Below are 14,864 nucleotides of genomic sequence, written 5' to 3' on the forward strand. Positions count from 1 at the left end.
CATGACTCAGGACGCCCTGCTGCGCCCGCACGCCGAACAGGCCTTCGCCGACGAGCTGAAAGCCCTGGCCGCGGCCGACGACCGCCCGCGCCCGCCCTCCTGGCAGCTGTCGCCGTGGGCGGTGGTCACCTACCTGCTCGGCGGCACCCTGTCCGACGGCACCGTGATCACCCCCAAGTACGTGGGCCCGCGCCGCCTGATGGAGGTCGCGGTCGCCACCCTGGCCACCGATCGCGCACTGCTGCTGATCGGCGTGCCCGGCACCGCCAAAACCTGGGTGTCGGAACATCTTTCAGCGGCCATCGCCGGACATTCGACGCTGCTGGTGCAGGGCACCTCCGGCACCGCGGAGGAGGCCATCCGCTACGGCTGGAACTACGCCCGGCTGCTGGCCGAGGGTCCGAGCGAGGCGGCGCTGGTGCCCTCGCCGATCATGACGGCCATGCGCGCCGGGTCCATCGCGCGGCTCGAGGAACTCACCCGCATTCCCTCCGACGTGCAGGACGCGCTGATCACGGTGCTGTCGGAGAAGACGCTGCCGGTGCCGGAACTCGGGACGGAGGTGCAGGCGGCCAAGGGCTTCAACGTGATCGCCACCGCCAACGACCGCGACCGCGGCGTGAACGAGCTGTCCTCGGCGCTGCGCCGCCGCTTCAACACCGTGGTGCTGCCGCTGCCGGCCGGGGAGGACGAGGAGGTCTCGATCGTCACCCGCCGGGTCGAACAGCTCGGTGTCGCACTGGAATTGCCCGCCGTGCCCGCGGCCGCCGAGGAGATCCGGCGCGTGGTGCGGGTGTTCCGGGAACTGCGTTCGGGCGTCACCGAGGACGGTCGCACCAAGCTCAAGTCGCCGACCGGCACACTGTCGACGGCCGAGGCGATCTCGGTGATCACCAACGGCATCGCGCTGGCGGCGCACTTCGGCGACGGCGTGCTGCGGCCCGCCGACATCGCGGGCGCGGTACTGGGCGCGGTCGTCAAGGATCCGGTCGCCGACCAGGTGGTGTGGACCGAGTACCTGGAGGCCGTGGTGCGGCAGCGCCCGGACTGGGCCGACTTCTACCGCGCCTGCCGCGAGGTGCACGAATGACGGCCGCCACCACCATGACCACGGAGACTGTCATGTCGACCGGAACCACTGTGACGACCGAATCCACCACGTCGAACGTGAACACAGTGCCCACCGAGGCCGCGGCGACCGGCGCGGCCGCCGGACCGGCGGAGACGCGGGTGTTCGGCATCCGCCATCACGGGCCCGGATCGGCGCGGTCGCTGGCGCTGGCGCTGGAGCGGTTCCGGCCCGACGCCATCCTCATCGAAGGCCCGTCGGACGCCGATCCGCTGGTCGGTTACATTGCGGCCGAGGGCATGTCACCGCCGGTGGCGCTGCTCGCCTATCAGCCCGACAGCCCCGCCAAGGCCGCGTTCTGGCCGTTCGCGACGTTCTCCCCGGAATGGGTGGCGCTGCGGTACGCCGCCGAACACGGTGTGACAGTGGGCTTCTGCGATCTGCCCGCCTCGATCTGCCTGGCCGTGGAGGAGGAGCCGGGCGATCGGACCGACCCGCTGGGCATCCTGGCCGACGCCGCCGGCTACGACGACGCCGAACGCTGGTGGGACGCGATCGTCGAATCCGCTTCGGACGCCGACATTTTCGCCGCCGTCAACGAGGCCATGGGCGCCCTGCGCGAGCACGCCGAACACCTCGACGACGACGCGGCCGCGGCGCTCGCGGCAGTCCCGGAGGAATCCGATTCCGCTGTCCCGGTCGAGGGGTCCGGGACAGCGGAGGACGAGCTCTTCTCCGCCGCCACCGCGCGCATCACGGTGGACGCGCACACGCTGCGGCGTGAGGCGCACATGCGGCAGGTCATGCGAAAGGCCTTGAAGGACGGGGCCCGACGGCTGGCCGTGGTGTGCGGCGCGTGGCACGCGCCCGCCCTCGAGGGCAAGCTGGGCCCGGCCGTGGCCGACGCCCGGCTGCTCAAGGGCCTGCCGAAGGGCAAGGCGACGCTGACCTGGGTGCCGTGGACGCATTCGCGGCTGGCGAGCTCGTCCGGCTACGGCGCGGGCATCACCTCGCCGGGCTGGTACCACCACCTGTTCACCGAGACCGAGCAGCCGATCGCGCGCTGGCTGACCCGGGTCGCGGGCACGCTGCGCGCCCACGATCTGCCGGTGTCCAGCGCGCACATCATCGAATCGGTCCGGCTGGCCGAAACTCTCGCGACCCTGCGGGAGCGGCCGCTGGCCGGGCTGTCGGAGGTTACCGAGGCCACCCGGTCGGTGCTGTGCGACGGCGACGAGACCCTGTTGCGGCTGGTCAGCACCGAACTGGTGGTGGGCGAGGCGCTGGGGACGGTGCCGGACGGCACGCCGACGGTGCCGCTGGAAGCGGATCTGCGGGCCCAGATCAAGACGCTGCGGCTCAAGCAGCAGGCCCTCGAACGCACCGTGGACCTGGATCTGCGCACCGACGGCGGGCTGGCGAGATCGCGTCTGCTGCACCGGCTCCGGCTGCTGGGCATCGGGTGGGGGCGGCTGACCGACAGCCAGGTCCGCAATACGGGCACCTTCCGGGAGACGTGGACGCTGCGGTGGCGTCCGGAATTGGCGATCGCGATCGTCGAGGCGTCGCGCTGGGGCACCACGCTGCAATCGGCGGCCGAGGCGAAGATCCTCGATATCGCACAGGATCCGGACGCGACCGTCGGGAAGGTGGCGTCCGCGCTGGAGGAGGCGCTGCTCGCCGAGCTCGGCGGCGCCACCGACCGGCTGATCCGGCGCCTGGAATCGGTTGCGGCACTGGATCACGACGTCACCCATCTGATGTCGGCGCTCCCCGGTCTGCTGCGCATCGCCCGCTACGGTGACGTGCGCGGCACCGACAGCGCGGCGCTGACCCGGGTGGCGGACAGCCTGCTGCTCCGCAGTTGCGCCGGCCTGCCGGGCGCCGTCACCGGACTCGACGCCGACGCGGCCGCCGCGCTGCGCGCCCACATCGACGCCGTGCACCTGGCGCTGTCGGCGCGCGACGACGAATGGGCCACGGGGACTTGGCTGCACACCCTCGAGACGCTCGCCGATCGCGACGACGTCAACGGCGGCATCGTCGGCCGCGCCGTGCGGCTGCTCTGCGACGCGGAGCGGATCGGCGGCGAGGAATCGGGCCGCCGACTATCCGCGGCCCTGTCGGTGGGCCGCACCGCCCCCGACAAGGCGGCCTGGATCGACGGCTTCCTCGGCGGCCGCGGCCTGCTGCTGGTCCACGACCGAAACCTGCTGTCGCTCATCGACAACTGGCTGCGCGGCCTCGACGAAGACCAGTTCCTGCCCACCCTGCCGCTGCTCCGCCGCACCTTCGGCGCGTTCGAATCCGGCGAACGCCAGGCCATCGGCCAGGCCGTACGGCACGGCGCGCCAACGGTTTCGACCACCGGCGGCGCGGGCTACGACACCACACGAGGTGCGCTCGCCATGGCGGCGGCCGCCGAGATCCTGGGCGTCGCACGGTGACCGCGCATCCGCGCCTCGGTGGCGGTCGGCCCCGCCCGGACTTCGGCGCACACGCTCCGGGGGCGGCCGCCGAAATCCGCGCGCGCCCATCCGCAATTGTGTCGACCGCCGGCACGGGCATCGGCGGCGCGAACCCGGCGTCCATCCAGGTGGGGGACGAGCTCGAGCCGCGCGCAATGAGCGGATTCGCGCTGCTCACTCCGGGATACGACTGGAATCATTCGAGGGGATTGTCATGAACGAGATCGACGAAGCGCAGGGGCGGCGGTGGCGGCTGGTGCTGGGTAGCGCCGGGGAGGCCGGGCTCGGGGGCGGCGGGCTGGGCAACGCCGACGATCAGGCGATGGATCGGGCGCTGGGGGCGCTCTACGATTCCGGCGGGCCGGGCGGGCAGGGGCGGCGCTCCGGCGGCCTCGGCGGTTCCGCGCCGCAGGTGTCGCGGTGGCTGGGCGATATTCGCCGCTACTTTCCCTCGACGGTGGTGGAAGTGATGCAGCGCGACGCGGTGGAGCGGCTCAATCTCACCGAATTGCTGCTGGAGCCCGAGCTTTTGGAGGCGGTCGAGCCGGATGTGCATCTGGTGGGCACGCTGCTGAGCCTGAACCGGGTGATGCCCGAGACCACCAAGGCCACCGCGCGCATGGTGGTGGAGAAGGTGGTCAAGGAGATCGAGCGGCGGATCGCGGCGCAGACCGTGGCCGCGGTGGGCGGGGCGTTGAACCGGGCGGCGCGGGTGTCGCGGCCGAAACTGCGGGACATCGACTGGGACCGGACGATTCGCAAGAATCTGGCGAACTATCTGCCCGAGCACCGGACCGTGGTGCCCGAGCGGCTGGTCGGGTACGGACGCAAGGCGCAGGCGGTGAAACGCGATGTGGTGCTGGCCATCGACCAGTCGGGGTCGATGGCGTCGAGCGTGGTCTACGCGTCGGTGTTCGGGGCGGTGCTGGCGTCCATGCGGTCGCTGCGCACCTCGCTGGTGGTCTTCGATACCGCCGTCGTGGATCTCACCGAGAAGCTGTCGGATCCGGTGGAGGTGCTGTTCGGGACGCAACTGGGCGGCGGCACCGACATCAACCGGGCCATCGCGTATTCGCAGTCGCTCATCACCCGGCCGGCGGATTCGCTGTTCGTGCTGATCTCCGACCTGTACGAGGGCGGGGTGCGGGCGGAGATGCTGCGGCGCATTCGCGCCATGAAGGAGTCGGGGGTGCAGGTGGTGGTGCTGCTGGCGCTGTCCGACGAGGGCGCGCCGGCCTACGACCGCGACAACGCGGCCGCGCTGACCGCCCTGGGTGTGCCCGCTTTCGCGTGCACCCCGGACAAGTTCCCGGACCTGCTCGCGGTGGCGCTGGACCGCGGCGATATTGGGGCGTGGGCACACACCGCCCTCCGCGGGCAGCCATAATGGGTGCGCTTGAGATTGGATGTGCCCGATGGTTCGCGGCCCGTCTCGTTCTGGACTGAGTGGAGCGGGGGAGCGAAGCGGAGGAGCGGAGGGAGGGAAGAACGAGACCTCCAGGGCCGCGAACCCGCCCGCAGCGAAGCGGAGGGCAGATATTACGGAAGCGGGTGCTTGGTTTGCGCTCTGGTGATGTGTTCGCCGGTTACGTCATCGAACGCGAGCTCGGCCGTGGCGGCATGGGCTCGGTGTATCTGGCCAAGCATCCGCGGCTGCCCCGGATGACGGCGCTGAAGCTGCTCAATCAGGAAATGTTCTCCGACGACGAGATTCGCGCCCGCTTCATCCGCGAAGCCGATCTCGTCGCCCGGCTCGACCACCCGAATATCGTCACCGTCTACGACCGCGGTGACGAGGGCGAACAGCTGTGGATCTCGATGCAGTTCATCGACGGCGTGAACGCCTCCTCGATCAGCCCCGGCACCCTGCCCCCGCTGCGCGCGGTCCAGATCATCACCGAGACCGCCAAGGCCCTCGACTACGCGCACGGCCTCAATGTCCTGCACCGGGACGTGAAGCCGGCCAATATCCTGCTGGCCCGCTCCTCCTCCAAGACCGGTTCGAGTGAACGCGTCTACCTCACCGACTTCGGCATCGCCCGGCTCCGCGACGACACCGGCCACCTCACCCAAACCGGCACCGTCACAGCCACTCTCGCCTACGCCTCGCCCGAGCAGCTGACCGGCGCGTCCCTCGACGGCCGTTCCGACCAGTACTCGCTGGCCTGCACGCTGTTCCAGCTGCTCACCGGCGCGGTCCCGTTCGAGGGCACCAGCCCCGCCGCCGTCATCCGCGGCCACCTGCAGCAGCCCCCGCCGCCGGCCAGCCCGCTGCGTCAGGCCCTGCCCCGCGCCATCGACGCCGTGCTGGCCAAGGCGCTGGCCAAGCGTCCCGCCGACCGCTACCGCTCCTGCGTCGAATTCGCCACGGCCGCCGAACGAGCCCTCGCGGCCCCGGCCACTCCCGCCCCGCCGCGCCCGCCGACCCCCGCGCACCCGCAGCCCGTCGTCGCCCCGCGCCCGCCGACCCCGGCCCACCCGCAGCCGGTGATCCAGCGCCCGCCGACGCCCACCCCGTCCACACCGCGCCCGCTGGTGGGCCCGGGCCCGGCCTACACCAACCAGAACCCGGCGTACCCAGCCCCGCCGACCTCCGGCCCGTCGTACCCGAATCAGCAGGTGTCGAGCCCCGGTTACCCCAACCAGCAGGTGTCCAGCCCCGGCTACCCCAATCAGCCGGCGCCGCAGCACTTCACGAACCAGTCGACGCCGCCGCAGTCGTTCTACGCACCGCAGGCCTACCAGCCGCGCCCCACCCCGCCGCCGACTTATGCTCCGCCCCAACGCAATTCGAACACGACGGCCTGGCTGATCGCCGCGATCGTCACGGTGCTGGTGATCGTCATCATCGTGATCGCGATCATCGTCAAGGCCGCCTGAGCACTGGGGGATCTCCCCCACCCGGATTCCAGGGATGTGCCCGATTACGTAGCGGCGCGATCGAATCTAGCGTTCGATCATGCCCTCGACTCTGCGCGGCCGCCTGGCGCTCGCCCTCGGTGCCATCGTGCTGCTCGTCGCCGCGGTGGCGTGCGCCGACGGCCTGCCCACCGAGTCCGCCATCGACCGGTTGCGCAGCGATACCGAGGCCATCCACGCCCTCGGGATCAGCGGTGTGCAAGCCCGGGTGATCACACCAGAGGGCGAGCAACTGATCGCCACCAGCGGCACCGCGGACCGCACCACCGGCCGCCCGGTGTCGCCCGACGGCTATTTCCGCATGGCCAGCACCGCCAAGACGCTGGTCGCCACCGTGGTGCTGCAACTCGTGGCCGAGGGCACACTCACCCTGGACGACACGGTCGAGCGGTGGCTACCGGATGTGGTGCGGGGCAACGGCAACGACGGCAGCCTGATCACCCTGCGCAACCTGCTGCAGCACACCAGCGGAATCCACGACGACCTGCCGGGGTACACCACGCCGGACGAGTACTACCGGCAGCGCTTCGACATTTATCCACCCGATCAGCTCATCGCGCGGGCGATGTCCCACGCCCCCGACTTCGCGCCCGGTGCGGGCTGGCAGTACTCCAACACCGGCTACATCCTGCTCTCGATGATCATCGAGCGGGCCACCGGCCGAGTCGCCCACCAGCAGATCGAATCCCGCATCCTCACCCCGCTCGGCCTGCACGGGACCCACTGGCTCGGCCCTTCGCCCGGGCTCCCCGAGCCGCACGCGCGGGCCTACCAGTTCTTCGGCCCCGGCTCCGAGGTGGACGTCACCGAGCAGATCCCCCTGGAACCCGAGAACCTCTCGTGGGTCACCACCACGCAGGACGAGAACGTCTTCTTCCGTGCCCTGCTCGGCGGCCGCCTGCTGCCGCCCGGCCAGCTCGCGGAGATGCGGCGAACCGTCGCCGTGAGCGACGAACTCCGAACCCTGTGGCCCGGTGGCCGATACGGGCTCGGCCTGGCCGAGCGCCCGTTGAGCTGCGGCGGAACCTATTGGTCCCACGAGGGCGGCGACGCGGGCTACATCACCCTCAACGGCGTCACCGTCGACGGCGCCCGCAGCGCCGTGGTCTCCATGTCCGAGGCGCTCGGTGATACCCCCGACCACATCCGGTCCCAGGAATCCGCCGCGGCCACCCTCATCGACCACGCCCTCTGCGCCGACCACCCCGATCCGGCGCACTGATCTCGCGACGGCATTCGCTGTTATCGTCTGGCTGCAGCGCGGGTTCGCAGCTGGTCAGGTCGATGGAATGAGGGTTGCGGGCGTGAGTGGCAGCGCTGGGCAGGCCGGGGTTCGGCTCACCACCATCGCACGCGAGTGGGGCCGGATCGGGTGTATCGGATTCGGCGGGCCGCCGACGCATATCGCGCTGTTGCGGCGGCTGTGTGTCGAGGAACGGAAGTGGCTCGCGCCGAACGAGTTCGAGGACGCGATCGCCGCCACCAACCTGCTGCCCGGGCCCGCGTCGACGCAGCTGGCGATCTATTCGGCGTGGCGGCTGCGGGGGACGGCGGGCGCGTTGGTGGGCGGGGTGTGTTTCATCGTGCCCGGCCTCGTCGTCATTCTGGGGTTGGCGGCATTCTTCCTGTCCGGTGGCGTGCCGCGGTGGGCGCTGGGTGCGGCGGCCGGTGCGGGTGCGGCGGTCGCGGCGGTCGCCGTGCACGCGGGGGTCGGGCTGGCGCCGGCCAGCTGGCAGCGAGCCGGGACGGCCCGCGCGGCGCGGCTGCGCTGGATCGGCTATCTGCTGGCGGGCGGGCTCGCGGCGGCACTGACCGGGCCGTGGCTGGTGCTCGTACTGGTCGCGACGGGTGTACTGGAAGTCGTTGTGCGAACCGGCATCCCGGGCCGATCGACCTCGGTGTGCGCCCCGCTCCCCCTCGCGATCACCCTGCCCGCGCTCGGCGGCCTGGCCGCTGTGAGCTGGGTGGCGTTCAAGGTCGGAGCCCTGTCCTACGGCGGCGGTTTCGTCATCATCCCCCTGATGCAGTCCGACGCCGTCACCCACTACCACTGGATGACCGACGCCCAATTCCTCAATGCCGTTGCCCTGGGCCAGATCACGCCCGGCCCCGTGGTGCAGACGGTCGCGGCCGTCGGGTACGCCGCCGCGGGTCTCCCCGGTGGACTGCTCGCCGCGCTCGTCGCCTTCGCCCCGTCCTTCCTGTTCATCCTCTGCGGCGGCCGATATTTCGATCGCCTCCGCACCAACCCCCGAGTCCTGGCCTTCCTGTCCGGCGCGGGCCCGGCCGTCATCGGCGCCATCCTCGGCTCCGCGATCCCCTTGACCCTCGCGCTCCAGCACACCTGGCAATTCGCCGTACTCGCCGCCGCCGCACTCTGGCTCATCGCCGCCCGCCGAGGCGTTGTCGGCACCCTCCTGAGCGCCGCCGCCATCGGCGTCGCCGCCGCCGCGTTCGGCCTCCCGATCACCTGACCCGAAAGCAAAGGGCCGGCACGTTTTCCGTGCCGGCCCTCCTCCCTACCCCGGGCTTCACTGCGCGGTACCGCCACGCTAATGAACCGCGCCCGATTCCGGTGGCCCCCGCTTTCAGGGGCCCGATCACCCGCGCGGGACCGGCGTGTTCTGCCGAGCCGCGATCCACCACCGCCCGTCCTCCTTGGTGAGCACATACAACGCGACCATCGCCGCCTCCGCATCGATCGGTTCCCCGGCAGCGGTGACCGCCCGCGCGGCCTTGTGGGCAATGGCGACATCCGGCCGCAGGAACGCGATGTCGGTCACCTCGTACCGCACATACTCGTCCTTCAAGAACCCGGCCAACCCAATCCTGGTCGCCTCGAGCACCGCATCCCGCCCCCGCATCAGCGCCCCGACCGCGTTCCCCACCACCGCGTTCCGGGCGACATCCTTGACCAGCAATTCAGCGTCGTTGGTATTCATGGCGGTTTCCACGGTCGCGATCACCGCTTCGATCGCCGCCCGGTCCGCGGCGTGATCAACACTGTCGTCCGCGATAACGGGCGCTTCCACATCACGTGTACTCATGAAGATCAGCTTCGACCCTCAACATTAGTTGAGGTCAAGAAGGCGCCCCCGACCAGTGACACACGTCTCGATACGAGATGAACAGGGCCCCTCGGGATGGATTCCCGAGGGGCCCTGGATGTTCGACGATCGGTTACAGGTCGGCGATGGCGGCCAGCGGGGGTGTGCGGGCTGCCCGGATGGCGGGCCAGAGTGCGGCCAGCACGCCGACGAAGCCGGACGCCAGCAGCATCAGGACGATCTGGGTCCAGGGGACGGCGATGGTCGCGATGCCGAGATCCTTCAGGGTGCTGAGGAATCCGATGCCAAGACCGATGCCGAGGATGACGCCGACCACCGCACCGAAGATGGCGATCAGCATGGACTCCAGGTAGATGCTGCGGCGAACTTGCGGGCGTTGCATGCCGACCGCCCGCAGCATGCCGATCTCGCGGCGGCGTTCCACCACCGACAAGGCCAGGGTATTGACGATGCCGAGGATGGCGATCACCACCGCCAGCGCGAGCAGGCCGTAGAGGATGGCGAGCAGGGTGTCGATCTGCTTGCCCTGCGCGCCCTTGAAATCCTCACGGTCCTGGACCTGGACGATGACGTACTGCTCGGTGGCCTTCTCCAGGTTGGTGCGCATGGCGGGCAGGTCGGCGCCGGGCTGGGCGGCGACCAGGACCAGGAAACTGCTCTGGTAGCTGACCGGCACCGTCCTCCCGTACAGGGACATGGAGGTGACCAGGTTCTGCAGCAGCTGGGTGTCCTTGTAGATGCCCGCCACGGTGACCGGGAACTTGCGGTAGTCCAGGCTGGTGATGTCGACGCTGTCGCCGAGCTTCCAACCATGGTCGGCGGCAAAGGTTTCCGACACCATGATGTCGTCGTCGCCGAGCTGGTCGGTGCCCTCCCGCATGGTGTAGTCGAGCACCTTGGTCATCGGACCCTCGGGCGCGGTGCCGATCACCTGCTTGCCGTCGACCTTCAGCGCGACGCCGTGGAAAGACACCACATCCTTGACCTGCGGCACCTGCTTGACGGTGTCGGTGGCGGCCAGCGGCACCCCGATCAGGCCGCCGGGCGGGCCGGCCAGCATGTAGTCGGCCTTCACGCCGTGGTCGACCAGTTCACTGATGCTGGCCTTGGCCGAGGAACCGAGCATGCCTATGGCCGACACCAGCATCAAGCCCAGCGTCAACGCGAACGCGGTCGCCGCGGTCCGGCGCGGATTGCGAATCGCGTTGTTGCGCGCCATCCGTCCGACCGGACCGAACGGCCGGGTCAGCACCCCGAGCCCCGACACCACCGGCCGCGACAACGCCGGCGACGCGAACAACACCGAAAGAATCAAAGCGGCGGCGCCGATCCCGACCACCGAGGCCGCGCTCCCGCCGGTACCGCGCGCGCCCAGCACCACCAGCACCACACCGGCCACCGCGAGCAGCGCACCCACGATGGTCCGCAGCCGCAGCGACTCACCGGCCGAATTGGACTCCGAGCGCATGGCCTCCACCGGCGGCACCTTGGCCGCCCGCCGCGCGGGCGCGTACGCGCTGAGCACGGTCACCACGGTGCCGACGCCGATCGCCACCACCACGGTGCGCGGCTCGAGCGACATGGTCCCGGTGGGCAGGCCCAGCTTGAAAGCGTTGAGCAGCCCGGACAATCCGAACGCCAGCCCGACGCCCGCGGCGAGACCCAGTGCGCTGCCGATCAATCCGACGATCAGCGACTCCCCCACCACCGACCGCGAGATCTGCCGCCGGCTCGCGCCGACCGCCCGCAGCAGCGCCAGCTCCCGCAGCCGCTGCGCCACCAGCATGGAGAAGGTGTTGTAGATGATGAATGTGCCCACCAGCAGCGCGATCGACCCGAACGCCAGCAGGAAGTAGTTGATGAACTTGAGCGCGTTGCCCAACTGCGCCTTGAAATCCGCGCGCACCTGGTCGGCGTCCTGCACCTTGTATTCGGGCAGGGCGTCCTTGATCCGATCACGCAGATCATCGGCCTGCACCCCGGGCTGCGCGGCGATGTCCACCCACGCCACGTGCAACCCGTCGGTGAACAGCTGCCGCGCCTGCGTGTCCTCGAACAGGATCTGCACGAAACCACCGGTATTCGAGCCGCTGATCTGGTAGATGCCCGACACGGTCACGTCGATATTGCCCTTGGACGGCACCAGCACCTGGGTGTGGTCGCCGACCTTCAAACCGGCCCGATCCGCGCCGCCATTGTTGATGGCGATCTCACCGGGCTTGGCGGGCGGCGTGCCGTCGACGTACTTCTCCGGCTCGGCCACCGACTTCTCCGGCGGCAGATACGACTGCCCGAAAGTCGGTGCGCCACCGGTCTGTACGGCGTGCCCGTCCTTCAGCAACACCACCGGACCGTTGACGCTGGGCGCGACGGTCTTCACGCCGTCCATATGGGAAATCTTGGTCACCACGTCGTCGGGCACGCCGAGCGACTGCTGCCCCTTGGGCTGCACCCGCACGTCCACGCCCTTGGCCTGGCCGGCGAAGATGCCGTCGAAGGTGCTCTGCAGGGTGTCGGTGAAGATGAAAGACCCGGAGATGAAAGCGGTTCCGAGCACCACCGACAGCACCGTCAACACCAGCCGCACCTTGTGCGCGGCGAGATTGCGCAAGGCGACCTTGCGCATCGGAGAGGCGGCCATCAGTGCTCGTCCTCCCCGAGCACCGTCTCCAGCGACTTCATCTTGTCGAGAATGGAATCCGCGGTGGGCTCCCGCAATTCGTCGACGATCCGGCCGTCGGCGAGGAACACCACCCGGTCGGCATGCGAGGCGGCGCGCGGATCGTGGGTCACGATCACCACCGTCTGCCCGAACTCGTCGACCGCGGCGCGCAGGATGCTGAGCACCTCACCGGAGGAGTGCGAGTCCAGGTTGCCGGTGGGCTCGTCACCGAAGATGATGTCGGGCTTGCCGGCCAGCGCGCGGGCGCACGCCACTCGCTGCTGCTGGCCGCCGGACAGTTCGGCGGGCCGGTGGGTGAGGCGGTCGCCCAGGCCGAGGCGCTTGACCACGGTCGAGAGCCATTCCTCGTCGGCCTTGCGGCCCGCGATGTCCAGCGGCAGCGTGATGTTCTCCAGCGCGGTCAGGGTGGGGACCAGGTTGAACGCCTGGAATACGAAGCCGATGCGATCGCGGCGCAGGTTGGTCATCTGCTTGTCCGACAGCCGGGTCAGATCGGTGTCACCGATGTGGACCGTGCCCGCGGTGGCGGCGTCGAGACCGGCCAGGCAGTGCATGAGCGTCGACTTGCCGGAGCCCGAGGGCCCCATGATCGCGGTGAATTCCCCCCTCGCGAACTCGGCCGAAACCCCGGCGAGCGCGCGGACCTGTGTATCGCCGGAGCCGTAGATCTTCACAAGATCGGTCGCACGAGCCGCGACCGTGTCGGTGCCTGTGTCGAGAGTGACGGATTCCGAGACGTTCGAAGTCATGCTGTCCAGTGTGTAGAGATTCGCGGACGGATGCCATCCGGGATGTCCCTGATGACGTGGTCCTCACACATTCCACACAAACACCCGGGTCAGGCCGGGTCTCAGTTGACTGGCGCGGACCGCCACCACTCGAGCAACTGGTCGTCGGTGGCCAGGAAGCCGGTGCTGTACATCAGGAAGGCCGGCTGCTCGGCGTCGGCGCGCTTGCCGTCCTGCTTCTTGCCCGCCGGCTTCCGGCCGTCCTGGGCGTGGAATTCGGTCACCAACCGGGGGCGCAGCAGCGCGCTGTCGTTGATCCGATAGTTCGTGTACACGTTTCCGTGGACCTTGACGTCGGAGCGGCTGTAGCCCGGGAGCGCGGCGATCGCCGCCTCGGCGTCGGCGGCCGAGCGGTACATGACGAACCGGTAGGCCGGGTGGCCGACACCGCCCGCGCAGTTCCACGCCACCTCCCACTCCCCCAGGTCGGGATCGCCGGATCCGGTGTCGGGCGGCGGCGTGGACCGCGCATAGGTGGTGCAGGCCGCGCCCTGGTAGCCGACGCCGGAGCTGGTGTCGGAGTTCGTGTCGGCCTGCGGCAGCATCTGCGGGAACCGCTCGCTGAGCTGCTGGGCGGCCGCGCCCGCGTGCTCGGGGACACCGGCGGGCTCGGTCGCCTCGGTCGGGGCGGGCTCTGGCTCGGTGCTGGGAGCGGGCGCCGCGGTGGTGGTCGCGGGGCCGTTCGAGGTGGACGTCCGATCCAGCACGGCCAGGCAGCCCGCGATCCCCACCAGCGGCAACACCACGACCGCGGCAGCGCCCAGCAGGCAACCTCGCAGCCGGGAACGCTTCTTGCGCGGCCGGGGCGGGGGCGGCGGCACCGGCTGCCGCGGCGGAGGCACCGGCGCCTGCGCGGTGTACTGCATGGTCGGCGACAGCCGGGCTCCGGGAACGGAATTCGGGTCGACGCCGCCGGCGGCGTTCAGGACGGCCGTCGCGGCGGGACCGGATTGCCGTGGACCCGAAGGCGATCCACCGGCATACGGCGTCACGATCTGGGTGGCGCCCGCCGGATTCTCCAGCGCCTGCTGCGCGGCGGCGGCGAAATCGCCGCACGAATCGAACCGGCCCTCCGGGTGTTTCGCGAGCGCCCGGGCCAGCACCGCGTCCAATGCCGTGGGCAGCCCGGCCCGCAGCGCGCTGACCGGCGGCGGCGCCTGATTGAGGTGACCGTGAATGATGCCGACCGGATGCTCGGCGTCGAACGGCACATTCCCGGTCAGCAGCCGGAACAGGGTGCAGGCCAGCGAATACTGGTCCGAACGCGAATCCAGCGGCTGCCCCGAGAGCTGTTCGGGCGAGGCGTAGGTCAGCGTCGCGGTGAACGAGCCGGTCTGGGTGAGCTTGGAGGCGTCATCGCGCAGGCGGGCGATACCGAAGTCCGCCAGGAAGACCCGTTCCTCACCGTCCACCCGTTCGAGGAGGATGTTGGCGGGCTTCACATCCCGGTGCAGCACCCCGCGGCGATGCGCGAAATCCAGTGCCCGCGCGGTCTCGGTGATGATCCGGAGCGCCTCACGCGGTGGCAGACTCGCCGGTTCCAGCCGCGAGGCGTCGGGACCGTCGACATACCGCATGGCGATCCACGGCTGCGCGTCGTCGATGCCCCGGTCGTAGATGGGCACGATGTTCGGGTGGTCGAGCCGCGCGATCAGATCACCCTCACGCTCGAACCGCCCGCGGACCTCGGCGTCGCCGAAGAGGTCCCGGCCCAGCAGCTTGAGCGCGATCAGCCGGGGCAGGCGCGGGTGCCGGGCCAGATACACCGACCCCATGCCGCCGCGGCCGAGTTCCCGTTCGATCTCGTACCCGGCGAACAACTCCCCGCTACGCAGCACAAAGACCCTTTCCGTATTGTCTGCCTCCGCT

Annotated in this window: 10 protein-coding genes; 6 read left to right on the forward strand and 4 right to left on the reverse strand. The window is 70.2% G+C overall.

Going from position 1 to position 14,864, the window contains the following annotated elements:
- The first annotated feature begins 1 nt into the window (after window position 1).
- The 6 genes from ACYVKL_RS14250 (at window position 2) to chrA (ending at window position 8,930) form a co-directional block, all read left to right on the forward strand.
- The gene (locus tag ACYVKL_RS14250; protein WP_357192405.1) at window positions 2–1,090 is read left to right on the forward strand and encodes an ATP-binding protein; all 1,089 of its coding nucleotides are present in this window, start codon (window positions 2–4) and stop codon (window positions 1,088–1,090) included.
- Complete coding sequence (locus ACYVKL_RS14255; protein WP_379163213.1) at window positions 1,087–3,516, forward strand: DUF5682 family protein; 2,430 nt, start codon at window positions 1,087–1,089, stop codon at window positions 3,514–3,516. Before ACYVKL_RS14250 ends, ACYVKL_RS14255 begins: the two co-directional genes overlap by 4 nt.
- A gap of 235 nt (window positions 3,517–3,751) precedes the next feature.
- A complete protein-coding gene (locus ACYVKL_RS14260; protein WP_379163215.1) occupies window positions 3,752–4,924 on the forward strand; it encodes a VWA domain-containing protein in 1,173 nt (390 codons plus the stop codon).
- Between the two features lie 173 nt (window positions 4,925–5,097).
- Entirely contained in the window at window positions 5,098–6,417 is a 1,320-nt protein-coding gene (locus tag ACYVKL_RS14265) for a serine/threonine-protein kinase (RefSeq protein ID WP_379163218.1), read from the forward strand.
- 79 nt (window positions 6,418–6,496) lie between these two features.
- Window positions 6,497–7,678 carry a serine hydrolase domain-containing protein gene (locus ACYVKL_RS14270; protein ID WP_379163221.1) on the forward strand — a complete coding sequence of 394 codons (1,182 nt, stop codon included), beginning with the start codon at window positions 6,497–6,499 and terminating at the stop codon, window positions 7,676–7,678.
- Between the two features lie 82 nt (window positions 7,679–7,760).
- Window positions 7,761–8,930 carry a chromate efflux transporter gene (gene chrA, locus ACYVKL_RS14275; protein ID WP_379163224.1) on the forward strand — a complete coding sequence of 390 codons (1,170 nt, stop codon included), beginning with the start codon at window positions 7,761–7,763 and terminating at the stop codon, window positions 8,928–8,930.
- A gap of 126 nt (window positions 8,931–9,056) precedes the next feature.
- Here chrA and ACYVKL_RS14280 read toward each other — a convergent pair whose 3' ends face one another.
- From ACYVKL_RS14280 to ACYVKL_RS14295, 4 genes are all read right to left on the reverse strand, one after another.
- Window positions 9,057–9,503, reverse strand: coding sequence for an SgcJ/EcaC family oxidoreductase (locus tag ACYVKL_RS14280; RefSeq protein WP_379163227.1), 447 nt, complete (start codon window positions 9,501–9,503; stop codon window positions 9,057–9,059).
- A gap of 133 nt (window positions 9,504–9,636) precedes the next feature.
- Entirely contained in the window at window positions 9,637–12,165 is a 2,529-nt protein-coding gene (locus tag ACYVKL_RS14285; RefSeq protein ID WP_379163230.1) for an ABC transporter permease, read from the reverse strand.
- On the reverse strand, window positions 12,165–12,956 hold the full coding sequence (locus ACYVKL_RS14290; protein ID WP_213559697.1) for an ABC transporter ATP-binding protein: 792 nt from the start codon (window positions 12,954–12,956) through the stop codon (window positions 12,165–12,167). Before ACYVKL_RS14290 ends, ACYVKL_RS14285 begins: the two co-directional genes overlap by 1 nt.
- Before the next feature lie 101 nt (window positions 12,957–13,057).
- Window positions 13,058–14,833 (reverse strand): serine/threonine-protein kinase, encoded by a 1,776-nt coding sequence (locus ACYVKL_RS14295; protein WP_379163234.1) that lies wholly within the window; start codon window positions 14,831–14,833, stop codon window positions 13,058–13,060.
- Window positions 14,834–14,864: the final 31 nt, after the last annotated feature.

It is taken from the genome of Nocardia tengchongensis (genome assembly GCF_054781395.1).

Excerpts from the sequence above, each read along its gene's own strand:
- ACYVKL_RS14290 (WP_213559697.1), bottom strand. The coding sequence starts at position 12,956 with ATGACTTCGAACGTCTCGGAATCCGTCACTCTCGACACAGGCACCGAC.
- ACYVKL_RS14285 (WP_379163230.1), bottom strand. The coding sequence starts at position 12,165 with ATGGCCGCCTCTCCGATGCGCAAGGTCGCCTTGCGCAATCTCGCCGCG.
- ACYVKL_RS14280 (WP_379163227.1), bottom strand. The coding sequence starts at position 9,503 with ATGAGTACACGTGATGTGGAAGCGCCCGTTATCGCGGACGACAGTGTT.
- ACYVKL_RS14270 (WP_379163221.1), top strand. The coding sequence starts at position 6,497 with ATGCCCTCGACTCTGCGCGGCCGCCTGGCGCTCGCCCTCGGTGCCATC.
- ACYVKL_RS14255 (WP_379163213.1), top strand. The coding sequence starts at position 1,087 with ATGACGGCCGCCACCACCATGACCACGGAGACTGTCATGTCGACCGGA.
- ACYVKL_RS14260 (WP_379163215.1), top strand. The coding sequence starts at position 3,752 with ATGAACGAGATCGACGAAGCGCAGGGGCGGCGGTGGCGGCTGGTGCTG.
- ACYVKL_RS14250 (WP_357192405.1), top strand. The coding sequence starts at position 2 with ATGACTCAGGACGCCCTGCTGCGCCCGCACGCCGAACAGGCCTTCGCC.